At 55.3% G+C, this 26486-nt stretch carries 33 protein-coding genes; 24 read left to right on the top strand and 9 right to left on the bottom strand.

Annotated elements, in window-relative coordinates:
- The first annotated feature begins 207 nt into the window (after positions 1-207).
- From IPM58_18260 to IPM58_18245, 4 genes are read left to right on the top strand one after another with little or no spacing between them, the layout of a single operon-like run.
- On the top strand, positions 208-3075 hold the full coding sequence (locus IPM58_18260; protein ID MBK9308985.1) for an SUMF1/EgtB/PvdO family nonheme iron enzyme: 2868 nt from the start codon (positions 208-210) through the stop codon (positions 3073-3075).
- On the top strand, positions 2999-3358 hold the full coding sequence (gene avd / locus IPM58_18255) for a diversity-generating retroelement protein Avd (GenBank protein MBK9308984.1): 360 nt from the start codon (positions 2999-3001) through the stop codon (positions 3356-3358). The genes IPM58_18260 and avd overlap by 77 nt, the downstream gene beginning before the upstream one ends.
- Positions 3355-4437, top strand: a complete 1083-nt coding sequence (locus tag IPM58_18250; protein MBK9308983.1) for a group II intron reverse transcriptase domain-containing protein — start codon at positions 3355-3357, stop codon at positions 4435-4437. The genes avd and IPM58_18250 overlap by 4 nt, the downstream gene beginning before the upstream one ends.
- A complete protein-coding gene (locus IPM58_18245; GenBank protein MBK9308982.1) occupies positions 4434-4685 on the top strand; it encodes a hypothetical protein in 252 nt (83 codons plus the stop codon). Before IPM58_18250 ends, IPM58_18245 begins: the two co-directional genes overlap by 4 nt.
- Positions 4686-4839: 154 nt before the next feature.
- Here IPM58_18245 and IPM58_18240 read toward each other — a convergent pair whose 3' ends face one another.
- Together IPM58_18240 and IPM58_18235 are read right to left on the bottom strand one after the other, a co-directional pair.
- Positions 4840-5121 (bottom strand): antitoxin, encoded by a 282-nt coding sequence (locus IPM58_18240; GenBank protein ID MBK9308981.1) that lies wholly within the window; start codon positions 5119-5121, stop codon positions 4840-4842.
- On the bottom strand, positions 5118-5405 hold the full coding sequence (locus IPM58_18235; protein MBK9308980.1) for a DUF4258 domain-containing protein: 288 nt from the start codon (positions 5403-5405) through the stop codon (positions 5118-5120). The genes IPM58_18240 and IPM58_18235 overlap by 4 nt, the downstream gene beginning before the upstream one ends.
- A gap of 307 nt (positions 5406-5712) precedes the next feature.
- Between IPM58_18235 and IPM58_18230 the strand changes: the two genes are divergently transcribed.
- The 3 genes from IPM58_18230 (at position 5713) to IPM58_18220 (ending at position 7799) form a co-directional block, all read left to right on the top strand.
- On the top strand, positions 5713-6804 hold the full coding sequence (locus IPM58_18230; protein ID MBK9308979.1) for a DUF4325 domain-containing protein: 1092 nt from the start codon (positions 5713-5715) through the stop codon (positions 6802-6804).
- Positions 6805-6893: 89 nt separating this feature from the next.
- Entirely contained in the window at positions 6894-7214 is a 321-nt protein-coding gene (locus IPM58_18225; GenBank protein ID MBK9308978.1) for a heavy metal-binding domain-containing protein, read from the top strand.
- Between the two features lie 9 nt (positions 7215-7223).
- Positions 7224-7799 (top strand): hypothetical protein, encoded by a 576-nt coding sequence (locus IPM58_18220; protein MBK9308977.1) that lies wholly within the window; start codon positions 7224-7226, stop codon positions 7797-7799.
- Positions 7800-7805: 6 nt separating this feature from the next.
- Here IPM58_18220 and IPM58_18215 read toward each other — a convergent pair whose 3' ends face one another.
- The 3 genes from IPM58_18215 to IPM58_18205 are packed head-to-tail and all read right to left on the bottom strand — an operon-like array spanning position 7806 to position 10435.
- Entirely contained in the window at positions 7806-8144 is a 339-nt protein-coding gene (locus tag IPM58_18215) for a DUF3147 domain-containing protein (protein ID MBK9308976.1), read from the bottom strand.
- Between the two features lie 16 nt (positions 8145-8160).
- Complete coding sequence (locus tag IPM58_18210; GenBank protein MBK9308975.1) at positions 8161-8868, bottom strand: hypothetical protein; 708 nt, start codon at positions 8866-8868, stop codon at positions 8161-8163.
- 7 nt (positions 8869-8875) lie between these two features.
- Positions 8876-10435 (bottom strand): TolC family protein, encoded by a 1560-nt coding sequence (locus IPM58_18205; protein ID MBK9308974.1) that lies wholly within the window; start codon positions 10433-10435, stop codon positions 8876-8878.
- Between the two features lie 64 nt (positions 10436-10499).
- Here IPM58_18205 and IPM58_18200 point away from each other — a divergent pair, with 64 nt between their 5' ends.
- Positions 10500-10955 carry a hypothetical protein gene (locus tag IPM58_18200; GenBank protein MBK9308973.1) on the top strand — a complete coding sequence of 152 codons (456 nt, stop codon included), beginning with the start codon at positions 10500-10502 and terminating at the stop codon, positions 10953-10955.
- 48 nt (positions 10956-11003) lie between these two features.
- Here the strand turns inward: IPM58_18200 and IPM58_18195 are convergent, their stop codons facing one another.
- A complete protein-coding gene (locus IPM58_18195; protein MBK9308972.1) occupies positions 11004-12641 on the bottom strand; it encodes a M28 family peptidase in 1638 nt (545 codons plus the stop codon).
- 55 nt (positions 12642-12696) lie between these two features.
- Here IPM58_18195 and IPM58_18190 point away from each other — a divergent pair, with 55 nt between their 5' ends.
- Positions 12697-12951, top strand: a complete 255-nt coding sequence (locus IPM58_18190; protein MBK9308971.1) for a hypothetical protein — start codon at positions 12697-12699, stop codon at positions 12949-12951.
- Between the two features lie 38 nt (positions 12952-12989).
- On the top strand, positions 12990-13745 hold the full coding sequence (locus IPM58_18185; GenBank protein MBK9308970.1) for a hypothetical protein: 756 nt from the start codon (positions 12990-12992) through the stop codon (positions 13743-13745).
- A gap of 18 nt (positions 13746-13763) precedes the next feature.
- Here IPM58_18185 and IPM58_18180 read toward each other — a convergent pair whose 3' ends face one another.
- Positions 13764-13937: a hypothetical protein gene (locus IPM58_18180; protein ID MBK9308969.1), complete on the bottom strand. Its 174-nt coding sequence runs from the start codon at positions 13935-13937 to the stop codon at positions 13764-13766.
- A 59-nt stretch (positions 13938-13996) separates the two neighbouring features.
- On the opposite strand from IPM58_18180, the gene IPM58_18175 reads away from it, so the two are divergent.
- Positions 13997-14293: an RNA-binding protein gene (locus tag IPM58_18175; GenBank protein MBK9308968.1), complete on the top strand. Its 297-nt coding sequence runs from the start codon at positions 13997-13999 to the stop codon at positions 14291-14293.
- A gap of 188 nt (positions 14294-14481) precedes the next feature.
- On the opposite strand, the gene IPM58_18170 is transcribed toward IPM58_18175, so the two are convergent.
- Entirely contained in the window at positions 14482-14700 is a 219-nt protein-coding gene (locus IPM58_18170; GenBank protein ID MBK9308967.1) for a DUF433 domain-containing protein, read from the bottom strand.
- Between the two features lie 362 nt (positions 14701-15062).
- Here IPM58_18170 and IPM58_18165 point away from each other — a divergent pair, with 362 nt between their 5' ends.
- From IPM58_18165 to uvrB, 3 genes are all read left to right on the top strand, one after another.
- Positions 15063-16076, top strand: coding sequence for a hypothetical protein (locus IPM58_18165; protein MBK9308966.1), 1014 nt, complete (start codon positions 15063-15065; stop codon positions 16074-16076).
- Positions 16077-16271: 195 nt separating this feature from the next.
- Positions 16272-16583, top strand: coding sequence for a hypothetical protein (locus IPM58_18160; GenBank protein ID MBK9308965.1), 312 nt, complete (start codon positions 16272-16274; stop codon positions 16581-16583).
- 31 nt (positions 16584-16614) lie between these two features.
- The gene (gene uvrB / locus IPM58_18155) at positions 16615-18612 is read left to right on the top strand and encodes an excinuclease ABC subunit UvrB (protein ID MBK9308964.1); all 1998 of its coding nucleotides are present in this window, start codon (positions 16615-16617) and stop codon (positions 18610-18612) included.
- On the opposite strand, the gene IPM58_18150 is transcribed toward uvrB, so the two are convergent.
- Positions 18609-18869: a DUF4321 domain-containing protein gene (locus IPM58_18150; protein MBK9308963.1), complete on the bottom strand. Its 261-nt coding sequence runs from the start codon at positions 18867-18869 to the stop codon at positions 18609-18611. The two genes, uvrB and IPM58_18150, sit on opposite strands and share 4 nt — an antisense overlap.
- 228 nt (positions 18870-19097) lie before the next feature.
- On the opposite strand from IPM58_18150, the gene ffh reads away from it, so the two are divergent.
- The 10 genes from ffh (at position 19098) to IPM58_18100 (ending at position 26425) form a co-directional block, all read left to right on the top strand.
- Complete coding sequence (gene ffh / locus IPM58_18145) at positions 19098-20444, top strand: signal recognition particle protein (protein MBK9308962.1); 1347 nt, start codon at positions 19098-19100, stop codon at positions 20442-20444.
- 34 nt (positions 20445-20478) lie between these two features.
- Complete coding sequence (gene rpsP / locus IPM58_18140) at positions 20479-20772, top strand: 30S ribosomal protein S16 (GenBank protein MBK9308961.1); 294 nt, start codon at positions 20479-20481, stop codon at positions 20770-20772.
- Between the two features lie 9 nt (positions 20773-20781).
- Complete coding sequence (rimM, locus tag IPM58_18135) at positions 20782-21300, top strand: 16S rRNA processing protein RimM (protein ID MBK9308960.1); 519 nt, start codon at positions 20782-20784, stop codon at positions 21298-21300.
- Between the two features lie 3 nt (positions 21301-21303).
- Positions 21304-22089: a tRNA (guanosine(37)-N1)-methyltransferase TrmD gene (gene trmD, locus IPM58_18130; GenBank protein MBK9308959.1), complete on the top strand. Its 786-nt coding sequence runs from the start codon at positions 21304-21306 to the stop codon at positions 22087-22089.
- A gap of 4 nt (positions 22090-22093) precedes the next feature.
- Positions 22094-22504, top strand: a complete 411-nt coding sequence (rplS, locus tag IPM58_18125; GenBank protein ID MBK9308958.1) for a 50S ribosomal protein L19 — start codon at positions 22094-22096, stop codon at positions 22502-22504.
- Positions 22505-22571: 67 nt separating this feature from the next.
- Positions 22572-23225, top strand: a complete 654-nt coding sequence (locus IPM58_18120) for a ribonuclease HII (protein ID MBK9308957.1) — start codon at positions 22572-22574, stop codon at positions 23223-23225.
- An 11-nt stretch (positions 23226-23236) separates the two neighbouring features.
- Positions 23237-23617, top strand: a complete 381-nt coding sequence (locus IPM58_18115; GenBank protein ID MBK9308956.1) for a YraN family protein — start codon at positions 23237-23239, stop codon at positions 23615-23617.
- Positions 23618-23655: 38 nt separating this feature from the next.
- Entirely contained in the window at positions 23656-24336 is a 681-nt protein-coding gene (gene ftsE / locus IPM58_18110; GenBank protein MBK9308955.1) for a cell division ATP-binding protein FtsE, read from the top strand.
- Positions 24333-25232: an ABC transporter permease gene (locus tag IPM58_18105; protein ID MBK9308954.1), complete on the top strand. Its 900-nt coding sequence runs from the start codon at positions 24333-24335 to the stop codon at positions 25230-25232. The genes ftsE and IPM58_18105 overlap by 4 nt, the downstream gene beginning before the upstream one ends.
- Complete coding sequence (locus tag IPM58_18100) at positions 25229-26425, top strand: peptidoglycan DD-metalloendopeptidase family protein (GenBank protein ID MBK9308953.1); 1197 nt, start codon at positions 25229-25231, stop codon at positions 26423-26425. Before IPM58_18105 ends, IPM58_18100 begins: the two co-directional genes overlap by 4 nt.
- The last annotated feature ends 61 nt before the right edge of the window (positions 26426-26486 follow it).

Genomic DNA, 26486 nt, shown 5'->3' with positions numbered 1-26486 from the left:
GCTCCAGCCAAAGAATGACCGAGTATGGTAGCAACAGTGGCGAATTGGTTCAATGACGGAACAGAGGCGGAGATACCGGGCTTGTGGTGAGCCACAGAAGTTCTTGCCAAAATCCGATCACCCTGAGCTTGTCGAAGGGTTGCCTTTGTTGGGCGAACCGGTACAATGCGCCCCGTACGTATCGATCCTGGATGCCGTGTTCGCGCTATGGCTACGATTTATCTCTCCTCGACATATGAAGACCTGAAAGACCATCGTCGTGTGGTCTATGAGGCGCTGCGCAAGGCGGGGCATCAGGTTGTTGCGATGGAAGACTACGTCGCGACGGACCAGCGGCCGGTCGAGCAATGTCTCAAAGATGTCGAGAAGGCGGACATCTACGTCGGGTTCTTTGCCTTTCGCTATGGTTACGTTCCGCCCTCGCAGCACAACAATCCCGACGGTCTTTCAATCACGGAGCTGGAGTATCGCTGTGCCGAAACCAACAAGAAGCCCTGCCTGACGTTTGTGGTCAACGATACGACGGCATGGCCCCGTGTGTTTGATGATGCTCGTAGCGAGGCGGATAAAGGCGAGCGCATCAATGCCCTGCGGCAATATTTACTGACGGAAAAGTTGGCCAGCCAGTTTGCATCGCCACATGAATTGAGCACGCTCGTGCTCGCAGCGGTCGCGAAATATCTGGATGAACATATACAGTCGAAATTGATAACGAATCAGGAGCCAAGCGAAGCAGGTATCACGTGGGATATCGAGAAACAGGGCTCGCCCTATCCTGGCCTCATGCACTTCACCCAGAAATATGCGCCCGTGTTTTTCGGTCGAGGCGCCGACGTGCAGGCGGTACTCGACCGCATGCATGGGCCGGAAGGCCGCTTCATCATTGTGAGCGGCAACTCAGGGGTGGGGAAATCCTCACTCGTGGATGCCGGGATTCTCCCTGAGCTAGCAGACGGGGGACTGCCCGGTGGCGAGCCGTGCGAGTGTCTGCGAATCGTCCCCAGTCAACGCCAGGATCCTTGGAGTTCGCTCCTTGTTGCGCTGGGAAGTGCGGTGACTCGTGCTGGATTGAAACCGGAGACGATTGTCACACAACTGAATGCGAGCCCGGACACGCTGCCTGATGTGCTCAGGAAGATCCGCAAGGACAGCATGGATGGGCGGGCTCTGGTGTTGTTCCTCGATCAGATGGAAGAGCTGTTTACCGCTCAGGATGGAGGAAAGACCAGACAGTTCCTCACCGAGCTGTATCGTGCCGCCCAAGAAAAGGCCGTCTGGGTTGTGGCCACCATTCGAAGTGATCATCTCCATCACTGTCATGGCCATACGGAGATGCGTACGGTCTTAGGCAGCAAGGGCCATTATCCACTGGGTCCGATCGAGCCGTATATGGTGGAAGATTTGATCACGCACCCGGCGCGTTGCGCGGGCCTGCGCCTGAGTCATGACCTCGCGCGTCGCATTGTGCACGAGGCAGGGGTGGATGCCGGTAATTTGCCGATTCTTGCGTTTCTGCTCAACCAATTGTTCGAGAAGCGTCGAGATCATGAACTGACGACGGAGGGGTATCTTGCGCTGGGCAGGGTCGCCGGAGCGGTGAAACAGCATGCGGAACAGGTGGAGGCTGATCTCGAGAAGACAGAGGGGAGCAAAATATTGGCGCTCTTGCCACAGCTGTTTCAGTCGTTGGTCACCGTCAATGCGGAAGGGGTCCCGACACGCCGCCGCCCGTTGCGTTCGGCGTTTCCGTCGGAGATGAACAGACTCCTCACCGTCCTGATCGATGCCAGACTGTTGCACACGGAGGGCCATGATGAAGGGGTGACGGTGTCCATCAGCCATGAAAAGCTGTTCGAGGCCTGGCCTTCACTCAAAGGCTATGTTGAAGCGAATAAGAAACAACTGATCAATCAACGGCTGCTGGAGAGTCGCGCGCAGAAGTGGGAAGAGTTAGGCAAGCCCTGGTTCGATGGGCTCGCGTCGGGGCGCGAGTATCAGGACTTTCGGCGTTCGATGACTGCCGCCACGCCATTGATGAAAGCCTATCTCGAGGCCAGTGCTCGTGCGAGGTGGATCCAAACTGGTGCGATTGGGATGGCGATGCTGGTCGTGACAGGGACAGCTGCCTGGCTCTGGAGCACCGGCTTAACGGTGGAACAGGCATTTCTGAGAGCCCAATCCCAGTTCATGAGTATCCATATCACACCGGTGATGGAAACTGTGCCTGCCGGCACGTTTCGGCAAGGTGATAATGAGCAGTCAGATGAGCGTCCGGTGCGTGAGGTCACGATCAAGTCATTTGCGATGGGCAAGTATGAAGTGACGTTCGAGGAGTATGATCGGTTCGCGATTGCCGAGGGAAGGGCCTTCCCCAATGATCAGGGTTGGGGCCGTGGCCGACGGCCGGTGATTTATGTCTCGTGGCAAGATGCGAAGGACTATGCGGAATGGCTCTCCAAGCAAACCGGTCAACACTATCGGTTGCCGACCGAATCGGAATGGGAATATGCCGCGCGCAGCGGCACCAAGCAGGAGATCTGGGCAGGGACCTTCAAGGAATCTGAGATCGATGAGTACGCGGTATTTAGTAGAAATTCAGAAAACCGTACGTCAGAAATAGGCGCCAAAAAAGCAAACGATTTCAAGCTCCATGATTTGAGTGGCAATGTCTGGGAATGGGTTGAGGATTGCTGGCACGACGGTTATAAGGAGGCTCCCACTAATGGCTTGGCTTGGTTCGATGAAAGTGGTGGCCAGTGCGGCCAGCGCGTGATCCGTGGTGGCTCCTGGGGCAACACACCGGGCTCCTGCGTGCCTCCTCCCGGTTCTGGGGCACCTCCGACACCCGGGGCAACCTCCTGGGCTTCCGTCTCGTTCAGGACATTCCCTAACCCTTTGCGCTTTGTTCTTTTACCCTTTGCATCTTCGAGAATCTCGTCTTTTTATCCTGGTCCGGGGCGAGTTCTTCTGAGCAACCGTCTTACCGAGGAGGTGGTGCGTGACAGCTCCTGCCATTCCACAGGCGGTGCAATCGTGCCACGAGCTGCTGTTCTGGCTCATTCCCCAGCTCGATAAGTTTCCGCGCTCACGTCGCTTCACGTTAGGAGAGAGGATCGAAGACGGATTGCTTGAGGTTCTGGAATTGTTAGTGGAAGCGGCCTATACCCGGAACAAGGACGCCTCGTTGCGGCGTGCCAATCTGAAACTCGAAGTCGTGCGCCACCTCTGGCGGCTGGCACATGAGCTGAAAGTTATGGCCACGCGCCAGTACGAGCATGGGGCCAGGCTTATTGATGACGTCGGTCGACAAATCGGCGGCTGGCTCCGCAGTCAACCGCCGAGTGAGCCACATTCATGAAGCGGCTCGACGGGATCTGGAACGCTGTGACAAGCTTTGAGAATCTGCTGTCCGCGTATCGCAAGGCCCGGCGTGGGAAGCGCAGCAAACGGGGCGTTGCGGAGTTTGGACTCAATCTGGAACATGAGTTGCTGCCGCTGCAACGCTCGCTTCAGGACGGAACGTATCAGCCGGGCGAGTACCGCCTGTTCACGATTTACGAACGCAAGCCTCGCATCATCGCGGCGGCCCCGTTTCGTGATCGAGTCGTGCACCATGCGGTAATGCAGGTGATCGAGCCACAACTGGATCGCACGTTCATGTTCGACAGCTATGCCTGCCGAACGGGCAAAGGGGTGCATGCGGCGGTCGATCGCTATCAAGCGTGGGCACAGACCTATCGGTATGTGCTGAAGATGGATATCCAACAGTATTTTCCCTCCGTTGATCATGAGTTGCTGAAGGACAAACTCCGGCGACGCATGAAGGATGTGCGAGTCTTGGACTTACTCGACCGCATTATTGAGAGTTCGCCGCTAAACACTGCCGAGCCTCATTACTTCCCAGGTGATGATCTCTTGACGCCGCTCGACCGGCGGACCGGTATTCCCATCGGCAATCTCACGAGTCAGTTTTTCGCCAATCTCTATCTGGACGACTGTGATCAGTACGTCAAACAAGGATTGAAGGTCCGGCCGTACTTGCGCTACGTGGACGACATGGTGGTGCTGGATCATGACAAACATCGACTGGCCGAGATTCGTGCAGCGGTCTGTGAGCGGCTTGCGGTTGATCGGCTTCGCATGCATCCACGCAAGGCCCATATTTCACCAGTAGCCGATGGGCTGAACCTGCTTGGATATGTTGTCTCTCCCACGCGGCGCCGGTTGCGGAGTGATAATGGGTACCGGTTCGCGCGAAAGTTTCGTCATATGGCGAAGGCTTATCGGGAGTGGCGTCTGGAATGGGCCGCTGTGGTGGCTTCGACTCAAAGCTGGATCGGCCATGCGCAACATGCTGACACAGAGGGTCTGCGACGAGCGATCTTCTCCCAGGCTGGGTTTACCAGGGGAATGGGCCAAGAGACGGCCAGCGCGTGATCCGTGGTGGCTCCTGGAACAACACACCGGAGAACCTGCGTGCATCCAACCGGAACAGGAACACCACCGACAACCGGAACAACAACCTGGGCTTCCGTCTCGTTCAGTCCGCCCGCACGGTGCCTATTTATGGTGCCGGCTCAGAGCCGATCTGTTCATGGATAGGTCGGGCGTGGCAGCGGGTGTCCATGCGCCTGTTTCCCGGTTTCCCGCGCAGGCGGGAATGCCGAATAGAGGGCCTGGGGTGAGGCGGATTAGGGCTGTCGGCGAAGCCGACGGCCCCGCCGCTGCTCTGTCGAGGATGATCGATTGAGGAATCTGGTTGTTGCCTGTGCCCCAAGCCGTGCAATCGTGGCATGAGCTGCTGCTGGGGCTGATTCACCAGTTCAATAGGTTTCCCGATTAGTTGGTCTGTGGTGCAGAGCGGCTGACGTATTTATGCAGGATGCTGGCGATCAGGCTTTGATAGGGCAGGCCTTCTTCGGCGGCGCGCTGCTTGAGGAGCTCAAGGTCGGCAGTCGATAATCGGATATTGATTCGGGCGTCCTTACGCATGTAGCGATGGGCGGTTTCCATGGCGGTCTTTCTGGCCATCGCCTGATTCTTCACCGGCCTGAAGGCACCGCGTTCGTATTCAGCGATTAGCTGTTCTTCGTCTTGATCCAACACGAGCTTCTTCTTCATGATGGACGTCCTTTCGCGCGGCTTCTCGTGGCCTTCCGGCTGGGATAGATCGTCTTTAAAAACAGTATCTGGTGGTCTCTGACGACTGGGACGACGTAAATATATCCATCTACATCGACTTCGTAGAGAAGCTGGTTGGGATAGCGCTCGCGGTCGTGATGTTCCAGTACCTGAACGAGATAGCCGCTTTCAATCAGCGCGATGATCTGTTCGAAGCTGATTCCGCGCTCCCGGATGAGCCGGGTGTTCTTGTCTGGATCGAACGCATAGGCCCATTTCTCCACATTGGGAATGGTATGACGATGTGTGCCTCCTGTCAACAGGAAGGTCTTCTCACAGCATGCGTGACGGTGCCGGATAGAGGGCCAGGGGCGCTGCCTGTCGAGGGTGATCGATCTAGGACTCTGGTTGTTGCCTGTGCCCCAGGTGGTCCAATTATGCCACGAGCTGAATATTTTCCCCTTATTAGCTCGCGATTCGTCCTGGTTTTTCTCCGACGCTTCTCGAATATGAGCTTAAGTTAACAATAACCATGTTCATGTTTACAATAAACTAGCATGTTGTTATAAATGAATAGGTGGAGCATGTCCTGTGTCTGTCGATAATAAAACATCTCAAGAAATTCAAGAATTTATCATCCGCCATGTCGAGGACCATCCAACCGACATCGGCCGGCTAACAACTGAAAAATTTGGCCTGTCTCGGGTGGCAATCGTCAATCGTCTAGTAGCCCTCATAAAAGCGGGCCTCCTGGTAGCAGAAGGAAAGACCAAGGCCAGACGCTATACCCTCAAGGTGTTGACTGGCAATAAGAAGGTTATCCAGCTCGGTCCTGAGCTTACGGAGGACCAGATCTGGTTACGCGAAGTGAAGCCGTACTTGCTTGGTGTACGCAATAATGTGATGGATATCTGTGCCCATGGGGTGACGGAAATGTTCAACAACGTCATTGACCACGCTGCGTCAAAGACAGCTGAGATTCTTGTGTCTCGTGATGCCGCAAATATTACCATCAGGATCCGCGATTACGGAGTCGGGATCTTCCGCAAGATTCAGCAAGCTCTCAACCTCAGCGACCCGCAACATGCCATTCTGGAGCTGGCTAAAGGTAAGTTGACGACTGATGCCACGAAGCATACTGGCGAAGGCATTTTCTTTACTTCTAGGATGTTTGATAAGTTCGTAATTTCTTCGGGCACTCTTGTCTTTCTGAGATTTCGCGGAACGGATGATTGGCTGCTTGAATCGGACGAAGTACCAAAGGATGGCACAGAAGTCCTGATGAAAATAGCTACGAACGCCAGTCACACGGCGAAGGAGATCTTTGATCAGTACCGCGCAGAATTTGATCAATTTGGTTTTTCCAAGACCCACATTCCCCTTGTGCTGCTCAGATACGAGGGAGAGCAGCTCATTTCACGTTCCCAAGCTAAGCGGTTGATGACTCGAGTCGATCAATTTCGAGAAGTGATTCTGGATTTCAAAGGCATCACCTCTATCGGGCAAGCCTTTGCCGATGAAGTGTTCCGCATCTATCGGCGTGAGCACCCGAGCGTGAATATCTCCCCTGTCAACGTGGTTCCCGAGGTCCAGGGTATGATCCAACGGAGCATTGCAGAAAACCCAGATGATCCGTTGCATGAATATTTTCGAAGAGAAATGGATAAGCAAAGAGTCATGTGAATACACAACTCATGAGCGCCTGCTCGTAGGAAAGGCTTGTCGATTCATCAACTGAATGAGAGGATGTGGGCACTGAACTAGGAGGACACATGATTCTGTCGACGACGAACACTATTGAAGGGAAAAAGGTAGTGAAGTATTTGGGATTGGTGTCCGGGGACGCGATTCTCGGTGCGAATATCTTTCGAGACTTTTTTGCGTCGGTGCGGGACATTGTCGGCGGACGATCAGCAGGGTATGAAAAGGAGCTCCGCAAGGCCAAGGATATCGCCCTCGGAGAAATGCGAGAGCAGGCCAAGCATCTGGGTGCCAATGCGATTCTCGGCATCGATATCGACTATGAAACGATCGGCGCCAACAGTAGCATGCTCATGGTCAGTGCGAACGGAACAGCGGTTGTGTTGGAATAACCAATTTGCATGGCACTCCTCACAAATGCCGACTACCTCGATCTAGGCCGCCGCATCGTGCCCTTACTTGGCACCGCATTGGCTGGGCCCTCGGCTGAGGCGCTTCGCGAACTTGCCCGAGCCTATGATCCATCCGCGGACGATGCTCGTATCGGCGCTGAAGTCTTTCTCTTCCACAAATATCTGTTGATGCAGGCTTGTGTGGGTGTGTTTCCTGAACCGCACATTGACCACATTGTCGGGGGGCTCTTTGCGGCGCTCAACGAGCGGGCCAGCGGATTGGATCTCGGCCAGGAACGGCAACAGGCGATGGAGGAGATGTGGCGACTGCGGGCAGGGCAATTCGATGGGCCGTTTTCGCAAGACCGTGTGCAGCTGCTTGAGGAAAAGTCAGGACCGGTTCACTGGAAGCAGACGATCGGCCGGTTTTGCCGGAACGTGCAGGAGACGACCGATCCACCAGATATCTGGGCCGGGAGCAACGGCCCATCTCATCTCGCAAGCCAATCTGTTACCGCAGCACTTGATCAGATAGTACTCGCACTAGGCGAGATGAATCGGCTGGAGTTTGGCGAGGCTGCATAGGCAGCCCTATCGCACCATCATCTTCAGCAATCCGATACATCCCATATACAGAATGAGCGATCCAGCCATGGCCGGCCAGAAGCCAAGGCGAGGAATGCCTAGAATCATGACGACGACGTAGACCATCCAGGGCGGAACGAACCAGAGTAAATTCTTGGCATAGTCCACTGTCGTGGCGCCACCGCCGTTGGCATAGAGCAGGATAAAGGTCACGCCGGTAATCGCGGGAAAGGTGCTGACCAGGGCAGCCAGGAACGATTTACCCTGTGAGCCGAGATAGGTGGAAAAACTCACGATGGAGCCGCCCAGCAAAAAGTAGAGCGCATATTTCGCGAAGCCATTCACGATGTGTCCTCCTGTGTTATCCGATCGCGATTCTCACGGCACCGTACATCACCATGACTTCACTCGCATGCGCAACGACGGTGATGGAGAGGTTGCGAGTGCGTAGCCAGATGCTTCCCCAGATGAGCCCGTCCCACAGGGCGATCCAGTGAAGATGTTGAAATGTATTCACCAAGAAAGGATCGAATGCAAAGGTGACGGCACTGACTACAAGAGCCAGCGGTGCGAAGCGTCGGCGTGAAGCCGCACCGCGCCAGTGCGATTCCAGTTCAGCTAAACGCCCTAAGAGAAAGCCCCGGAAGTTCAGTTCAACGAACAGCGCGATCCCGCAGATCATCCAGGGCATCATAAGGAAGATGGGAAGCCGACCGTGGGGTGTCTGCTTGAGGAACGTGATGTCATAGCCGAACGAGGGGTAGAGCACGAGAATGATGACGGTGTTCAGCGCCCCCAGCAAGAGCCCTGTCGCGACTCCCCAACGGAATCCCTTCCATAGCTGTTCTCTCTCTAGGCCGAGTTGAGCCAGAACGTGCGAGGCACCCATCATCCAGAAACCAAGCCCCATGTAAGCAAGGAGTTGCGGGGCCAATTGGACCGGGAGCTGTTCTTGGAGGGATAGTGGAAGGCCGTAGTAACCGAACGTGGCTCCGATGGGAAGCAGCACGAGTGCTGTCCCCACAGTAGGAACGTGATGTGGAGCCAGCTGGTCCGGCTCTGACGCCATTGGAGTGCTACGAGAGCTCGAGCTGATAACGGTCCAATGTCGTTGCTTTGTGGCGCGCGAGGTTCGACAAGGATTTGTTGTAATCGACAATGGCCCGTAGCTCGTTGCCCTGAGCCGTGGCGAGATCCCGTTGGAAATCGAGTACGAAACGCGTCGTGCTGAGCCCGACTTTTAATCGTTCCTGCTCGGCTTGCAACTGTTTCTCGGCCATGATGCGCGCTGATTTGGTGGTCTCGATGCGCTTGAAGTCGGTCTGGACACGCCGCACCGCTTCACGGATACCGACGATGACCTGCTGCCGTACATTGGTCAGCGCGACCTCGGCGTTCTGAGCCTCGAGTTTCCTTTTGTTGTAGGTGCTGATGGCGGATCGGTTGCCGAGCGGATAGCTGAAGACGAGCCCGGCTCCGTAATTGTAGAAATCCCCGCTGAAATTTTTGGTGAATGAGTCTCCGTAGTCGGCACCCAGCCCGGCGAGACCCATGGTGCCTTGGAACGACAGGGTCGGGAGCATTTGGTTCCTAGCGAACTGCTTGTTCAGCTCGCCGGATTCGATGTTTTTTTTGGCCTGTGCGATTTCCGGGCGTTGGTCGATCGCCGTATCGATGGCCTCCTGAAGGCTGATGGGCTCAAGGACCGTCACAGGAGAATCAGCCGGCGTCAGCCGCAAATCTTGCCGCAGTTCCTCCTCTCCCGGGTTCAAGAGGCGTCGCAGCTGATCCTCTTGATCATGAATGGCTTTCTCAGCCACCAGGACCTGCTCGACCCGCGATGCCACCGCGGCTTCAGCTTGGAGTACATCGACGATCGACATGATGCCGGCCTTGGCCTTCGCGCGATTCGTCGCCAACAGTTCTTCCGCGGCCTTCATGGCGGCCTGTGCGACTTTTAAATTTTCGTTCGCGAAGACCAGTTCCCAGTACGTTTGTTCCACCGTGGCGACGACCGTCATCACACGGTCTCGGAACACGTGCTGCTCGACCTCGGCATTATTTTGCGCGACCTTGATAAAAGTCTTGTTGATCGCGATTCCCGCGTTGCGAAGGAGGGGTTGGGTGAACGTGAAGGCCAGGCCACCAGTCCACGATGGGTTGAATAGAAATCCCCTGGCGACATTTTGATTGATGCTGCTTCGAGCCGGGCTGTAATTGATGTCGAAATTACCGCCGGTCATGAGATTGGTGGAGGCGTCAACGGTGAACGAGTTGCTGCGCTGATCGAACGTCGTGATCTCATTTAAGACGCCCAACGTTCCACCGAAGACCGGTCGATTGAGGGGGTTCACGGTCCTGTTATATTGACCGTTCACGCTCAGGGTCGGATCGAACTTGGCTTGTTCAACCGTAATGTCGAACAGGCGGCTTTCTTTGGTATATCGGCTCACCGTGATGTCTAGGTTGTGCTGCAGCGCACGTACCGCGGCATCGGCCAGGGAGACGGTTTCCCGCCGTTCCGTTGGTGGAGGTTCCGTGATGTCCAAGCTCCACCCCTTGGATGGAGATGCACTGCTCCACAAGACAGCAAGTATCATTGCCAGATATTGGGGAGTTGAGGAGCTGACAGTCATGGTGCCTCCGTATGATCGACAGTCCAACCAAGCTCATACTATAATGTGTTCGATGGAATGTGTCATGAAGATTTCTATGCGTGTGTGCCGGAGAGATCCGAACATCTTTCTGCGTCACGTTGGTGCCATCGGCGGTTTCTTGTGTGTGCTGGCGGGAGGAGTGTTGCTTCCCGACATCGGTGCATTGGCGCAGGGCTTGTCCGGGGCCTCAAGCGGTCAGTCGCTGGCGGGCGGAGTGTCGCCGCAGTTCAAATTTGTGGGAGGCACGCTCTACATCGACAATCAGGGCACTCAGGGTTTCCTCTACACGCCTGGGCAGAATTTTGAATCCTACAACTTCAGAAATCCGTCGACGGGGCAAGCCTGGAGCGGCGCCGTCATGACCATGGGGCCGCAACTTTCCATCGGACTTATCCAAGGCGCGAACCAAGTCGGAACTTCGACGATTCTTCCCGGTCCGCCACGTCAAACCTCGCCGCTGCCCCCGATTGAATCTACGCTCGTTGACGAGCTTCCGTAAGGAAAGCACTCGGCGTACACTCCCGCTTCCAGAACGAGAGGTGACAGGTTACGGTTGATAGGCTTGCTGCCAGACGACCGCCAGCACATAACGAGCCACTGTGTGGAGGATGTCTGAGTTGATGGTCTCAGCGGTATCCGTCGGCTGATGAAAGTGTGGATGCACCCCTCCGCTCACCACGGTGACTGTCGGCACACCGGCTTCCTTGAACGGCACATGGTCGCCACCAGGGAAGAATCCATAGAGATCGACGTTGTCGTCAACGCCGACGGTTTTCCCTGCCTCCAGCAGCACGTCTTTCTCTAACCCTGTGACACCGACGGTGAGGCGTCCATTCCCAACGCCGGCATGGTCGACGTTGATCAGAGACTTCGTGGCGTTCAACGGGACGATCGGTCGGGATACATAGAGTCGCGAACCGAGGAGGTCGCGCTCTTCGCCACTGAACGAGATAAACAGAATTGTTCGTGACGGCCGCCGGTCGATCTTTGCCAATGCCCGCGCGATTTCCAGGAGGACGGCTGTTCCTGACGCATTGTCATCCGCACCAGGAAAGAGTATTCCTCCCGGGCGACCGAAGTGGTCACGGTGCGCGCCGATGATCACGGTGTCCGTTCCCGTGCCGGGAATCATCCCAATCACATTCACCAAGAGCCCTTCCTCCTCGGTCGTCTTCCATTGAAGCGAGGCAAATTGATCGGTCACAACGACTTGTGAGGTGGGTGATTGGTTCAATCGTTCTTGAAGGGTGCGAAGGCGATCCAGTACGTCCCCCTTCGGCTCTGTGAGAATTTCTTGGGCGAGCGCTGTGCTGATCCAGGCTCCTGGAATAGCCAGATCAAGGGGTAGCTGCCCGTAGAAGGCGCTGGGACTTCCAGTCACGCCTCGTCGGATTTCGTAGGGCTGGAGGATCGGACCGGTTGCCGTGAGGTAGCCGACGGCGCCGCGTTCCCGCGCAATGCGCACCTTGTCGGCGTGGCTGACGTGGTGGGGGTAGTGCTCCGGCTTGCCGCGCAGAAACAGCACCATGCAGTTGTTCATCTCCACGCCCGCGTAGTCGTCGATGCCTCGATCTCTGTCGACGATGCCGTATCCGACGAAGACGATCCGGCCTTGGATGTCGGCGGATGGAGAGTCGAAGATCGGAAGGTAATCGGTGCCGGCTTGTTTGGCCGTGAGTCCGTTTACCTTTCCGATCCTGAGCGTCGGGTTCGGCCCCATCGTGGCCGTGGGTACGTAGGTCGCCATTGCACCTAGTGAGACACTGCCCTTTCCTCTTGGAAGAGGGAGGTTGAGCGAGCCAGGAGGAATGTGTGGGAGCTGTAACCCAGCCGACAGAAACTCCTGTGCCACCCACTTCGCGGATTTCAGGTCGTCGTTCGTGCCGGTTTGGCGGCCATTAAAGGTAGGCCCACTGAGCGTTCGGATATCGGCAAGCATCCGGTCTGGAGAAAGCGATGCGATGGCGGATTGAAGGGTCGATTCAGACGATTGGGCTCGAATGAATGGCGAGTTCGTTAGGAGCGCTACTACGAGAAAGACGAATATTCGGGGGATCCATGCGCTCATATTGGTCCGTTGGAATTCATGGTGAATAGCGGGAACCCCTTTCACCGTGCAGATCATAGCATAGCCGGTTAGGCAGGTTGCAGAGCCACATTGTGCCCAGGTAGTATTCAGTGACATGTGGTTTTGGTTCCCAAGCTGAGAGCATGAATAGTGCGATGGTAATGGAGTGTGTATGGCAGGCGAAGACTTAGGTAAAGGACTATACGACCATCTGTACCGGCGTTTTTTTGAACAGCGTGATAGTCACGAAGGCTATTCATTCCAGGAGGCTCCGGGGGGCAGCGCTAGGCCGCCGACGGTGACGTTCAAGCAGAAGCTACGGTGGTGGACGTGGGATCGGTGGGAGCGGAGAAAGAAACTTCTCGAGGAACGTGACCGGTTACAACGCGAAATTCTCCAGATCAAGCACCCCCCCAACCCAAAGTAAACAGTGTGTGGTTGTTGGATAACACTCAGCAGTCTTTCATGAGACAACTCACAATCATGTGCTCTGCTCTTTTCTTCGTCAGCCTTGGTTGGCTGGTAGGGAGCGGTTCGAGCTATGGCGTTCAGCTAGAAACGCATGAAGAAAAAGCCGCCAATCTCAAACAGCAAGCGACCGGTGGGCTGTTTCAGAGATGGACGTTCGATCACGATCAGATCGATCACCTACCTGAGGGGTTTGAGCAAGATATTGCCAATGAACCTCCGGCCACGTGGGTTGTACAGGCGAGCACAACGGCCCCGTCCCTGCCGAATGTTGTGGCCGCCTCTTCCGGTTGTGGAGCGCAGTGTTTCCAGGTGTTGCTGGCCAAGGAGCTGGAGTATGAATATCCGGACCTCACGGTTCGCTTTCATGTGCCGGATGGCGTGGGAGCTGGGGGGGTGGTCTTGGGCGCACACGACGGCAAGAATTTCTACGCCGCAGTGGTCGATTCGGTCCAACGGAAAGCCCACCTGCTGCGCATCTCCAATGGCCGCAGGGTGTCCCTCGCTGACGCGCCTGTCCACCTCAAACCGGTTGAGTGGCACTCCCTCAGAGTGCAACGCAATACCATCATCAGTAAGGATTTTCTCGAAGTCTATGTCGATGGGGCGCTCGTGCTCTCGGTTGAGGACCAAACGCTGGGATTAGGCCGGGTTGGATTGGTCGTAGTCGGGACATCCTCAATGCTTTTTGATAGCTTCCATGCGGTTCCACTCTTTTCTCATCGCCCGCTCTCTTCTCCACCGGCCTACTAAATTCACGCGTGCTTCGTGCTACGCTTGCCTTTTCTTGCGGTCTGGAGTAGCATCCCACTGCCGGTTTGCGAAAGGCCTGGCAAGACCGGCGTCGAGAGTGACAAGGCCTGGACGAATGTTGTTTTTGGCTCGCCCGGGAATCTGATCGGAAGACAGAGCTAAGTCGCCGTTGTGTTGACGTCTTCGGCCCATCCCTTCCTCGTTGCTTTCTCGCGTCCAAGACAACATCATTGTGTCAAAGGAGGAACCTGATGGGTGCGAAGATCTATGTTGGCGGATTACCCTATTCCACGACCGAGCAAGAGCTGAGCGACTTGTTCGCGGCGCACGGGACTGTGGCCTCGGCGCGGATCATCACGGACAAGTTTACCGGACAGTCCCGGGGGTTTGGCTTTGTTGAAATGTCGGCAGACAATGAAGCCGAGGCTGCGATTACGGCGTTGAACGGCACGCAGTTCGGCGGGCGGACGTTGACGGTGAATGAAGCTCGTCCTCAGGAGCCCCGTTCCGGCGGGGGAGGGCGGGGAGGATTCGGCGGCGGTCGCTAACCTGGAATCGACCTTGTGTGAGAGAAGGGCTGTCGGAATTTCCGGCAGCCCTTTTTCGTTGGGCTACAGCGGTATCAGGGTCAGCCAGTGGCGTAATGCCCGGACATCCTGCATCCCCATCTGTGGCACGAGGCTGGAAGGTACTTGTGAAGTGGGACAGGAGTACCCTGGTCGAAAAGAACACGCACTTACGCCGCTTCGAGAGAGCGGGCGGCGTGCTCAAGCACGGCGCGGACTTGCGCGAGGGTCACGCCAGGAAACCAGTCAATAAAGTCTGAGACGTGTGCCCCATCCTCGAGATTTAGGAAGAGAGCAGTCACAGGAACACGAGTGCCGCGAAACACCCACGCGCCACTCACACGCTCGGGATCACGCTCCACGGCTGGGCAAGCAGACCAATCAATCATGCGATAATTGTAGACCGAGCATGGAATCGATTCAATTCAATTGTGCGGACCGGAATTGAGGTCGTATCTTGATGTCGATATCGGACCTGTAGCCGCCTGCTTCAGGGATGAATAATATAAGCATAGACCCTGTGGGATGCGCGAAGGATCAGTGCTAACAGGCGGTCCTTGCTTGCCTTCTTGTTTTCATCTCCTACAATCGAAACAAGCGGCGTTGAGATGGTCTGGACCCAGGCAGGTCGAAGGGTGCGTGATGACAAAACCTGATCCTCAAACTTGGGCATGGAATTCTGAAAGATGTAAAGTCAAGCAATGACCCTATTTATGCTCAGGCAGGCAGGATAGGGAGGGCTGTGTCATATATGAGAAAGTACACGGTTCGATTCCAGGCAATCAAAATTTATGGCGTCGCATTGTGTTCGCTACTTTTCACGCTGAGTGCGTGTTCGTTTCCTGTTCAACCCCGGTATCAGCCGATTTCTGAGAGCAGCATATTATCCGCTCCGTGGCAGGGATACCAAGATATTCAAATTGACGAACGGACGTATTTCATTCTCTATAGAAACTACTATCGTGAGTCTTGGTATGGACCGGTTTTTGATCCAGGGGATGAAAAATGGGTGCAAGGCGCTCACGAGTATGTGCTGTATCGTGCTGGAGAGTTGGCAAAATCCAAAGGGGCTCTCTATTTCGTGATTCTGCACAAGGACGATTGGAATCTAGTCACTAGACTTGCTCCTGGAAAGAGTGCACGAGGTTCATTCTTTCACCCTGGTGCCGGAATCATAATGCGAATATTGCGTGGTGCTCCCGTCTCAATTCAGCCACACGACGATCGTGTTTATGATGCGGAACAGCTTCTGCAGGATCTACAAGAACGGAATATCGGGCTAGCTGACCATCAGAAAAAACCTGCTCAAGTTGAGTCAATGGAAAAGACAGGGAAGGTACTGACTCGTTGGCGCTCGGTGGGCGGGTACGGCTTCAGGCCTGTTCTCGATCATCGCGAAAAGTACAACCAAATATTCGATCCTGCTTTACCTATTCTGTCTCCGTTTCGGCCAGAAACAAATGTGACAAAGAAACCAACCGGTGGATTCGAGATTGCAATTTGGGATGATAATTCTAGCTCGACTTTTCCTCTTCAGGTACTCAGGCAATGTGTGGTACTGGCTGAGCACGAGGGATTCGAAGTCTTTAAATTAGAGAACTGGACTGTGGAAGAACATCGAGAAACGACTCCACAAGGTGGTGTTCTGAGCGTGTGGTTTCGGACGACGGCTACGGTCACTCTTCAACATGAGAACGATCCTGATAGTCTCGAGCCGGTATTCGTCGTTGATGAGATTAGAACGAATGTGATGAACCACAAGTGAGTTCAAGGAAGTTAGGATCGAAAGGAATTTAAGGGGTTTTTTGAAAGGGATCGCCCATCTCGAAGGCTCTGGCGAAAAGTGAAGCCGCAAGCAGCTCCCGTGTGTCCTATTCCGGCGATTGATCGGCAGTAACCCTCTTCCCGTCACCTGTGCCACGAGACTGCACGATTGAGGCTATCCTCATGAGGGGCATCGATGTCACCCGTTCTTCTTACGCCCTCTCTGGTCAAACTGCCACGACTTACCTGGTGTGGGCAATCGGTTCTACCCCCGATTCTCTCACGGAACATTTTCCGAACGTGGCCGAATACAGGGTCATTGCTTGACGTTGCAGCGCCCAATCCCCCAACGACGTTAATGCCGAATACCGGCGACGCGGGTGCCCCCGACACTATAAGGCTGAACGGCACAAATCTGACCGGCGCGTCACTGGCGAAAGGTGGGCCTATGGGCACTGTGGCGGACGCTGTCGGCCATTCGATGGTGCTCAGCACACTGGTTTCGTGAGATCTGTTAAGATGGGCGGCTGGAGGTTGTCGTGCCGCCGTTTAAGCTTGAAGCTCCGTTCAAACCCTGCGGGGATCAGCCTGCTGCCATCGAGACACTCTCGACCGGAGTCTTGGCTGGGAAAAAGCATCAGGTCTTGCTGGGCGTGACCGGATCAGGCAAGACCTTCACGATGGCGAATCTGATCGAACGCGTCCAAAAACCGACGCTGGTGCTCGTGCACAATAAGACGCTCGCCGGGCAGCTCTACCAAGAATTCAAGCAGTTCTTCCCGCATAACGCGGTCGAATATTTCGTTAGTTATTACGATTACTATCAGCCGGAAGCGTACATTCCTCAGAGCGATACCTATATTGCCAAAGATGCGTCGATCAATGATGCCATCGATCAGATGCGCCATTCCGCCACGACCGAACTATTGCAGCGGAACGATGTTCTGATTGTGTCCTCCGTGTCCTGCATTTACGGCCTTGGGTCTCCGGAGGTCTACCACGACATGCTCATTTATCTGGAGGAGGGGACGGAGACGAGGCGGGAAAAGATCTTGTCGAAGTTAGTGGAGATCCAGTACGAGCGGAACGATGTGGACTTTCATCGCGGTACGTTCCGAGCGCGCGGCGATGTGATCGAGATTTTCCCTGCGTCGTCCGACGCGAAGTCGGTGCGCATCGAGTTGTTCGGCGATGTCGTCGATGCCATCCATGAAATCGATCCGCTCACGGGGAAATCGTTGGGCAAGTTACCAAAGGTGGCTATCTATCCGAATACCCACTACCTCATTGCGCCCGACCGGTATGAGCGGGCGATTACCGGCATCGAGGAGGAACTCGATGCGCGTGTGATGGAACTCCAGAAAGCCGGACGACTGGTGGAGGCCCAACGAATCCAGCAGCGCACGAAGTTCGATCTCGAAATGATTCGGGCGATGGGCTATTGCCATGGCATCGAAAACTACTCACGCCATCTCAGTGGCCGCATGCCGGGTGAGCCGCCGCCTACGTTGCTCGACTATTTCCCAAAGGGCTTTCTATTGATCGTCGACGAGTCGCACGCGACCGTTCCCCAGGTCGGGGGCATGTATGAAGGCGATTATTCCAGAAAGCGGACGTTGGTGGAGTATGGATTCAGGTTGCCGTCGGCGGTGGACAACCGTCCCCTGAAGTTTGCCGAATTCGAACAGTGTCTCAATCAGGTGGTGTATGTGTCCGCCACTCCAGGCACGTTTGAACTCAAGCATGCCGGTCCTGATGTGATCGAACAGATCGTACGGCCGACGGGTCTCATGGATCCGCCGATCGAGGTGGTGCCGGCCAAGGGACAAGTCGATCATTTGCTTGGTCAGGTTCGGTTGGAAGTTGCCAAGGGTGGCAGGGTGCTGGTCACGACGCTCACGAAACGGATGGCCGAAGATTTGACGGAGTACTTTCACGATCTCAGAGTCAAAGTCCGCTATTTGCATTCGGATATCAAGACGCTCGAACGGGCCGAGATCGTCCGCGATCTTCGGTGTGGGATCTTCGATGTCCTGGTTGGGATCAATTTGCTGCGGGAAGGGCTCGATATCCCCGAGGTCAGTCTGGTTGCCATTCTAGATGCGGACAAGGAAGGGTATCTCCGTTCCTATCGTGCCTTGATCCAAACAGCAGGTCGGGCGGCACGCAACCTCGACGGACGAGTGATTTTTTACGGCGATTTTGTGACGGCTTCGATGAAGCAGGCGATTGAGGAAACGAGCCGACGCCGGGGCATCCAGGCGGAGTATAACCGAGTGCATGGCATTACCCCTGTTGGAATTAAGAAGAGCATTCCTCCCCTCGAGTATGCCGTCGGTGACATGGATGAAGTCCAACTGGAGCTTGCGGCGGAATCGACGGTTCCGTATGGAGTTGTTGAATCAATCGATCAACGGATCGAACGATTGGAGACGGAGATGAAAGCCGCAGCCAAGGAGCTGGCTTTTGAACGGGCCGCTGAATTAAGGAATCAGATCCGGGCGTTGCGGCTTCAGGCGTTGAATGCGAACTCTTAGACGTGTTTGTAGAGGTAGATACCGATAAACATCCCGAGCATGCTCAGAATGTTCACCTTTACGCTGAACCCGAGTACGAGCTTGAGCAACACGAGGTCAATCGTGAGGGGTGGGTCAATACCCGGTGTAAAATGAGTCGCGAAGATGCTCTGGATGGTTCCTTGGGGTGCCATGACGTGGAGAATCTCTCCGAGGATTCCGCCAAGCAGGCCACCGATCAGCACAAACATGAAAAGCACCCAGGGCGATTTTCGCACGAGCTCGCTCGTTCTCCTTACAGGGTTGTCACATGAGATTCGTTGTGCTTGAAATGCACCATATCCGAAGGCTTACGGCATGTCAATAAAACTACTGAATTGTGGTGACCTTGACTTGTCGTGACCGGTCCTATAGACTCCCCGATGCTCTTTTTCTAGGATTTTCGAGGCGATCGAAGGCCTGGTTCAAGGCCTCGATGGCCTCGTTCTGTGTGGCGGTCGGACGTTATGCTTGATGCCCTGAGTGAGAAATTTGAGAGGGTCCTGCGGAAGCTTCGGGGGCAGGGTGTGCTCACGGAGCAAAATATCACCGATGCGCTGAAAGAGGTGCGATTTGCACTGCTCGAAGCGGACGTCAACTTTAAGATTGTCAAAGAGTTTATCGATCGGGTCCGTGAAAAAGCGATCGGGCAGGAAGTCCTCCAGAGTTTGACCCCTGGGCACCAGGTGGTCAAGGTCGTGTGGGATGAACTGCGTGCGATGATGGGGCATGAACGGGCAGGCCTTGCCCTGAGCTCCAGACCACCGACGATCCTAATGATGGTCGGTCTACAAGGTGCCGGAAAGACGACGGCAAGCGGCAAGCTTGCTCGTCTATTCAAAAATCAAGGCAAGCGAGTGCTCCTCGTTGCGGCCGATCCTCGCCGACCTGCAGCCGGCGAGCAATTGTCGGCTCTTGGACGGGACCTTGGGGTGGAGGTGCATCGGACCGACCATGCCCAGGCTTCCCAAGCCGATGTCGTGCGTATCTGTCGAGCAGGGGTGGAGCGAGGACAAGAGCAGGGCTTCGACCTCATTATTTTGGATACAGGCGGTCGGTTGCATATCGATGATGAGTTGATGGGTGAGCTGATTGCGGTCAAATCCGCGGTGTCTCCGCATGAAGTGCTGCTGGTCGCTGATGCGATGACCGGTCAAGATGCCGTCACGATGGCCAGCCAGTTCGATCAGAAAGTCGGGCTCACCGGCGTGATCCTGACAAAGGTCGAAGGTGACGCGCGTGGTGGAGCGGTGCTCTCCATTCGAGCTGCCACAGGGAAGCCGATCAAGTTTCTGGGGGTCGGCGAAAAACTGGATGCTCTTGAACCGTTTCATCCTGATCGGATGGCCTCCCGCATATTGGGAATGGGCGACGTCCTGTCGCTCATTGAAAAAGCGCAAGAAACGATTACGCGGGAACAGGCGGATGAAGCGCAGAAGCGGCTCAGCAGCAACACCTTTACGCTCGAAGATTTTCGGACTCAGTTGGGACAAGTGAATCGAATGGGGTCCTTAGAGCAGATTTTAGGTATGCTCCCAGGCGGCCAGAAGTTAAAGCAAGCGATAGAAGGCGATAAGCCGGAAAGGGAGATCGGTCGGGTTGTGGCCGTGATCGATTCGATGACTGCCCGGGAACGGCGCGACCATACGATCATCAATGGGAGCCGAAAAAAACGAATTGCCCGCGGGAGCGGGACGACGGTGCAGGACGTGAATCGCCTGATCAAGCAATTCTTGTCCGCAAAGAAGTTGGCGAAAGCGATGACCGGTTCGGGGGGGCGTCGGCAACTCGCCCAGCTCCTACGGTCTCGGTAGGCGGTCTTCACATGGCGGGAGAAGGAGGACAGTTGTGGCTGTACATTTGAGGCTGGCTCGAACGGGAAGACATAAACGACCGATGTATCGAGTGGTAGCGGCGGATTCGCGGAAGGCCCGCGACGGGCGTTTCCTCGAGATCCTGGGGATCTTCGACCCCCTAAAAGAGGCCGGTTTGCCGGAACTGAAGCAGGAGCGTGTGCTCCGATGGTTGCACCATGGTGCTCAGCCCACAGTGACGGTCCGGACATTGCTGCGTAGGGCTGGAGTCTGGAAGCAATTCGAAGCTGAAAAGGCCGCGCAGAAAAAGGCGCCGGCCAAATCGTAGCGTCGTTGTATGGCGGAAGAGCTCGAGACCGTCACGGTAGGACAGATCGAGCGCCCGTTTGGCGTGCGCGGGGAAGTCAAGGTTCGATCGCTCTCCGATGTGCCTGGCCGATTTGAAGGCTTGAAACAAGTGAGCCTGATGGGAAGGGATGGCCGGACTCTTGAGACCAACGTCACGCGTGTGAGACGGGCTGGTGACCGGTTTATCCTTGGACTGACCGGCCTCACGACACCGGAGGAAGCATCGCTCTGGCGTGGAGGGTATATCCAGACGATTCGCGGGGTAGTCCCTGATCTTCCGGATGGGCAGTACTACGAATGTGATTTGGTCGGGTTGACCGTTGATACCGAAGAAGGGCGGACAATCGGAAGATTGGAAGAAGTTTGGAATTTTCCGGGAAATCCGGTATTTGTTGTCCGTCAAGACGAGAAAGAATTCCTGATTCCAGCGGCGAAAGACGTGGTTCGAGCGGTCAATCTCCGCGCGCGAACCATGACGGTGCGGATAATCGACGGATTGGATGCCTAGGCTATGTTGCGGTTCGAGCTCTTGACATTGTTTCCTGGGATGTTGGAGCCGGTTTTGGCTCACAGCATGCTGAAGCGAGGACAAGAGAAGGGTCTTCTTCACGTACGCCTACGCAACCTTCGTGACTTTGCGATAGATCGCCATAAGATGGTGGATGATACGCCCTATGGAGGCGGGGCCGGGATGGTCATGAAGGCCGAGCCGATCCTTCGAGCGGTTGCCGCTGTGCGTGCAGACGCACAGTCGATTGGTGAGGATATTCGGTTTGTATTTCCGACTCCTCAAGGGCGTCGATTGACGCAGTCCTATGTGCAAGAGTTGGCCGGTGAGCCTCGCCGTATCGTGATTCTCTGCGGGCATTATGAAGGCGTGGATGAGCGTGTGCGTCTGGCCTTGACTCCGGAAGAGGTGTCGCTCGGAGACTATGTCTTGACTGGGGGTGAGTTGCCGGCGCTTGTGTTGATCGATGCTGCCGCACGGCTGGTTCCTGGTGTTTTAGGAGATCCACAGTCTGTGGTGGAAGAGTCCTTTTCCGAATCGCTGTTGGAGTATCCGCAGTACACGAAGCCGGCTGAGATCGACGGAATCGGGGTGCCCGCAGTCTTGTTGTCCGGTCATCATGAGGCGATTCGGTTGTGGCGTCGGAAACAAGCGTTGCGCAGGACGTATCTCAGACGCCCCGATCTTTTGCGGGATCGGTTGTTTACGGAGGAAGATCGACGATTACTAGATGAGTTGATGAGCGAAGGCTTAGGAGCGGCTCCGATATCATGCCGGGAGGAGGGATAGGGATATGAATCAGTTGGAACGAATTCAACGATCGTTAACGAAGAAGTCGGTGACACATTTTGAGATCGGGGATACCGTCAGGGTCCACGTCAAAGTCGTCGAAGGCGAAAAGGAACGCATTCAGGTCTACGAAGGAACGGTGATTGCCCGCAAGGGAAGCCTGAACACGGAAATGTTTACGGTCCGAAAACTTTCGTATGGAGTCGGGGTTGAGCGAATTTTTCCGGTGCATTCTCCGATTGTCGCCAAGATTGATGTCGTCCGACAGGGGAAGGTTCGACGGGCAAAACTCTACTACCTGCGCGGCAAGAAGGGGAAATTTGCAAAAGTCGAGGAGCGGGAATTTGTAGGAGGGGGAGAAAGCAAGACGCTCACACAGCCCGCTGCATCGGAGGAACCGACAGTCACGGCCTAGAACCCATCCTACTACTATGTTCCGTCATGGCACAATGATCGTATGATTGCCAGTGAGGGATTGTTCGATGGGGCCCACCCAAGAGTTTGAGCGGGCTGCCAGGCGCTGTGGATATCGACGCATCGCCGGCATCGATGAAGCCGGACGAGGCCCCCTGGCTGGTCCTGTAATTGCGGCAGCCGTGATCTTACCAACTCGATGTCGACCGTTGGGGATCAACGATTCGAAACAACTGTCGGCAAAGGATCGTGAGGATGTGTATCCTGCGATTCTTCAGCAGGCCGTCGCGATCGGAATCGGGTCGGCAGATGTTGCCGAGATTGACCAGCTGAATATCCTTACGGCAACCCGGTTGGCGATGCGTCGAGCCGTCGATCAACTGGTTCCCCCTGCCGACTATCTACTGATTGATGCCGTGGTGCTTTCGGGGCTGACAATACCGACTCGGCCTATCATCAAGGGGGATTCTCTCTCCCTATCGATTGCCGCGGCTTCCATCGTTGCGAAGGTCACGCGAGATCGCCTGATGGCGAGCTATCACGAGACGTTCCCTGAATATGGTTTCCTTTCCCATAAGGGGTATGGCACTGCCGAGCACTTAGCGCGGCTCGCTCGCCACGGCCCCTGTTCCATACACCGACGAACGTTTTCTCCGGTGCAGGACGTGATGATGGCATCGAAGGTGAAGTCTGCACATCTGGGGAGTCCAAAGCTCTTCTAAACTATACGCGCATGGCTAGTCCTGACCAACGTCATGTGGATGGTCAAGCCAGTGAAAGCTTGGCGGAACAGTTTTTGCGAGCCAAAGGCTATCGGATTCTTGATCGCAACGTCCGGACAACCATCGGAGAATTAGACCTTGTCGCGGAAGACCGTGGGGTCGTCGTCTTTGTCGAAGTCAAAGGGCGTGCGACCAATGCGTTTGGTGGGGCGTTGCTCGCGGTGAATCATCGGAAGCAGGCCAAGTTGACAAAACTGGCGGGACAGTACTTGGCGCGGCGCCATTGGTTCGACAGACTCTGCCGATTTGATGTGGTGTTGGTCCATGGGCGACCTTCCGTGCAGGGACACATCGAGCATGTCCAGAATGCGTTTGACCTCACCGAGCGGTGATGGTGTTGATCTTTCTGTAAGGGAACTCTGTGGACGCGATCATTCAACTCATTCATGTTTCCAAATGCTACGATCGGCGACCGGCGCTTTCCGATGTGACGATGGAGATCGAAAAGGGGGAGTGTGTTCTTCTCATGGGGCCAAGCGGAGCAGGGAAATCCACCTTGCTACGAATGCTGATTGGTGAGGAGCGGCCTGATGAAGGGCAGATCTTTGTTCACGGGAGAAACGTGACCAAACTGAAACCATCCGAGGTTCCGTATCTCAGGCGGAAGATCGGAACGGTCTTCCAAGATTTTCGGCTGTTGTCGAAAAAATCCGTTTTTGACAATGTCGCGCTTCCGCTGGTTGTGCAAGGTGTCTCGGAACGGGACATCCGACGCAAGGTGACTGAAGCGTTGCGCGCCGTGGGTGTTGATCACAAGAAGGATCAGCCTCCGAATAGTCTCTCGGCCGGAGAGCAGCAGCGTGTGTGCATTGCGCGGGCGATTGTCAATGGCCCGGTCGTGCTCCTTGCCGACGAACCGACGGGGAACCTGGATCCCGAGCGTACCGGGGAGATTATCGAGTTGTTTAAGCTGATCAATGCCCGTGGGACGACGGTGATTGTTGCCACGCACGACCCTCAGGTCGTGAAACAGATTCATCGGCGAGCGGTGACATTGGTGGACGGCGTGCTGACGCAGGAAGGCCGATCGGCCGAGCGAGTCGAAGCATGAGACGGTTTTTATATATTGTTCGTGAAGCTTGGGCCAATATGCGGACCAATCGCACGACGACGATCGTGGCCGTCTTGACCACAGCCTTTACCCTAGCCTGCGTCGGGATCTTTCTGCTTCTGTACGTCAACCTCCGCCATGCAGCTGGGTGGCTCCAGGAAGACGTCAAGATTATGGTCTATCTGGATGACCGCGTTTCTTCTCCCTTGAGACAAACGCTGCAACAACAACTCAAGGTGGATCGGATGGTATCGGAGGTGGTGTTTATTTCAAAGGAGCAAGCGCTGAAGGAATTCCGCGCACAATTCCCTGCAGACTCTCATTTGCTTGAGGGGTTGGGTGAGAACCCGCTTCCGGCGTCGTTTGTGGTCACGCTTGCCCAGAATTATCGGTCTCCAGAGTCGATGCAAGGCTGGGCTGACCGGGTGCAAACGATGGAAGGTGTCGCCAAGGTCGACTATAATCAGGAATGGATTAACGTGCTGACGGAGCTGATCGGCTACATCGAGCTGGTTGCGATTGGCGTGGGGATGCTGCTTTCTACCGCCTCAGTGACGATCATCGGCAACACAATTCGACTAGCACTCTTTACCAGGCGAGAGGAGATTGGGATCCTTCGTTCGATAGGGGCGACGCGTACATTCATTCATTTTCCATATTTTCTCGAAGGGGCTGTGCTTGGAGCATTCGGTAGCGCGTTATCGTTGGGGATCTTGAAGATTGGGTTTGAACTGTTTCGTCAGCAGATACAATTGACTGGTCGGTTTAGTGGAATCGAGAGCATGTTGTCGTTCTTCCCATTGCCGCTCTGCTTGGCTCTCATCATGGCTGGAATGGGGTTGGGGCTTGCAGGAAGTGTGGTGTCGCTCCTCCGAGTCGGGGAGGGACGCACATGAAGCTCGCTTGCGCCTTCTTCCTGTGTTGTGCTGCGTTCGGTGGGTTGGTATCTGCCGTGGAGGCTGCGGGTGATCCCATTTCGGAAAAGATCGAACGCCAACGTAAGACTCTGGAGGCGTTGAAGGGAAGGATACAAGAAAAACGGAAGCGAGCGGATGAGGCGGAAAAGAAATGGGAATTGGTTCTCCATGGCATTCAATCATTGGACGAACGGTTAATCCGTCACCGACAGGATCATCGAGACATCAACCAGAAAATCCGACAAAAAGATCGAGAGATCGAGGAGATCACCGCAGAACTGACAGCGATGCGGACTGGTATTCAGGCTCGGCGTGAGGCGATTCGCTCACGGCTTCGGGTGCAATATATGGAAGGGCGGTTCGGGTATGTGAAGGCGCTTTTGACGTCTGATTCCTACGGAGATCTCCAACGTCGAGCACAGTATCTTTCCACCGTTTCGGGAAAGGACTACGAATTGCTCGCGGCCTTTCGGACAGATATGGCGAGGATGGAGGAGGTTGAGCGTCAGCGCGCTGAGGCCAGAGCCGGAATGGTGACGTTTATACAGAATATTGAGAAGAAATTGGCCGACATTCGAAGCCTTCAAAAGGAAAAGAAAGTCTATCTCGGCAAGATTCGGCACCAAAAAGATTCCTATCATCGTGCCGTGAAAGAGCTGGAACGATCTGCCTCACGACTGGATAGCTTGTTACAGGAATTAGAAACGCGCCGACGTGCGATCGCTATGAGTCCACCGACGACTTCGGCGCCGACCTTGCCGCCGCCGCGTGCTGCTAGCCGGGGGATGCTGCCTTGGCCGGTGGAGGGGAAGGTCGTCTCATTCTTTGGACGCCAGAAGCACCCGACGTTCGATACCTATGTGCAGCGTAAAGGAATTGAAATCCGAGCCTCAGAGGGAAGTTTGATTCATGCAGTGATGCCCGGGAGTGTGGTCTACTCTGACTGGCTGAAAGGGTATGGACTCGTTATAATTGTCGATCATGCCAATGGGTTCTTCTCGCTCTATGCGCATGCGTCCAAGATACTGACGCGAGTCGGTGAGCACGTTGTCGAGGGCCAAGCCATCGGAGAGACTGGGGATACGGGCATGATCGGCGAAAATACATTATACTTTGAATTGCGGGAAGGAGCCGAACCGGTCGATCCGCTTCAGTGGCTGGCCAAGCGCTGAGTCGGTTCTTGTCGCGGTTGGGTAAGTGGACCGTCGGATGACGCAGCAAAGAAGGGAAATC

This window comes from Nitrospira sp., from assembly GCA_016715825.1.
Lineage (GTDB): Bacteria > Nitrospirota > Nitrospiria > Nitrospirales > Nitrospiraceae > Nitrospira_D.
This window is presented reverse-complemented; position numbering and strand designations above follow the sequence as displayed.

Coding starts and splice junctions, on each gene's coding strand:
- trmD (MBK9308959.1), top strand. CDS start 21,304: ATGTTGCGGTTCGAGCTCTTGACATTGTTTCCTGGGATGTTGGAGCCG.
- IPM58_18175 (MBK9308968.1), top strand. CDS start 13,997: ATGGGTGCGAAGATCTATGTTGGCGGATTACCCTATTCCACGACCGAG.
- IPM58_18200 (MBK9308973.1), top strand. CDS start 10,500: ATGAAGATTTCTATGCGTGTGTGCCGGAGAGATCCGAACATCTTTCTG.
- IPM58_18180 (MBK9308969.1), bottom strand. CDS start 13,937: ATGGGCCGAAGACGTCAACACAACGGCGACTTAGCTCTGTCTTCCGAT.
- IPM58_18160 (MBK9308965.1), top strand. CDS start 16,272: ATGTCACCCGTTCTTCTTACGCCCTCTCTGGTCAAACTGCCACGACTT.
- IPM58_18100 (MBK9308953.1), top strand. CDS start 25,229: ATGAAGCTCGCTTGCGCCTTCTTCCTGTGTTGTGCTGCGTTCGGTGGG.
- rimM (MBK9308960.1), top strand. CDS start 20,782: ATGGCGGAAGAGCTCGAGACCGTCACGGTAGGACAGATCGAGCGCCCG.
- IPM58_18120 (MBK9308957.1), top strand. CDS start 22,572: ATGGGGCCCACCCAAGAGTTTGAGCGGGCTGCCAGGCGCTGTGGATAT.
- IPM58_18185 (MBK9308970.1), top strand. CDS start 12,990: ATGAGACAACTCACAATCATGTGCTCTGCTCTTTTCTTCGTCAGCCTT.
- IPM58_18195 (MBK9308972.1), bottom strand. CDS start 12,641: ATGTCACTGAATACTACCTGGGCACAATGTGGCTCTGCAACCTGCCTA.
- IPM58_18260 (MBK9308985.1), top strand. CDS start 208: ATGGCTACGATTTATCTCTCCTCGACATATGAAGACCTGAAAGACCAT.
- ffh (MBK9308962.1), top strand. CDS start 19,098: ATGCTTGATGCCCTGAGTGAGAAATTTGAGAGGGTCCTGCGGAAGCTT.
- IPM58_18105 (MBK9308954.1), top strand. CDS start 24,333: ATGAGACGGTTTTTATATATTGTTCGTGAAGCTTGGGCCAATATGCGG.
- IPM58_18170 (MBK9308967.1), bottom strand. CDS start 14,700: ATGATTGATTGGTCTGCTTGCCCAGCCGTGGAGCGTGATCCCGAGCGT.
- IPM58_18225 (MBK9308978.1), top strand. CDS start 6,894: ATGATTCTGTCGACGACGAACACTATTGAAGGGAAAAAGGTAGTGAAG.
- IPM58_18240 (MBK9308981.1), bottom strand. CDS start 5,121: ATGAAGAAGAAGCTCGTGTTGGATCAAGACGAAGAACAGCTAATCGCT.
- IPM58_18205 (MBK9308974.1), bottom strand. CDS start 10,435: ATGACTGTCAGCTCCTCAACTCCCCAATATCTGGCAATGATACTTGCT.
- IPM58_18210 (MBK9308975.1), bottom strand. CDS start 8,868: ATGGCGTCAGAGCCGGACCAGCTGGCTCCACATCACGTTCCTACTGTG.
- IPM58_18165 (MBK9308966.1), top strand. CDS start 15,063: ATGAGAAAGTACACGGTTCGATTCCAGGCAATCAAAATTTATGGCGTC.
- rplS (MBK9308958.1), top strand. CDS start 22,094: ATGAATCAGTTGGAACGAATTCAACGATCGTTAACGAAGAAGTCGGTG.
- IPM58_18220 (MBK9308977.1), top strand. CDS start 7,224: ATGGCACTCCTCACAAATGCCGACTACCTCGATCTAGGCCGCCGCATC.
- IPM58_18115 (MBK9308956.1), top strand. CDS start 23,237: ATGGCTAGTCCTGACCAACGTCATGTGGATGGTCAAGCCAGTGAAAGC.
- IPM58_18190 (MBK9308971.1), top strand. CDS start 12,697: ATGGCAGGCGAAGACTTAGGTAAAGGACTATACGACCATCTGTACCGG.
- IPM58_18250 (MBK9308983.1), top strand. CDS start 3,355: ATGAAGCGGCTCGACGGGATCTGGAACGCTGTGACAAGCTTTGAGAAT.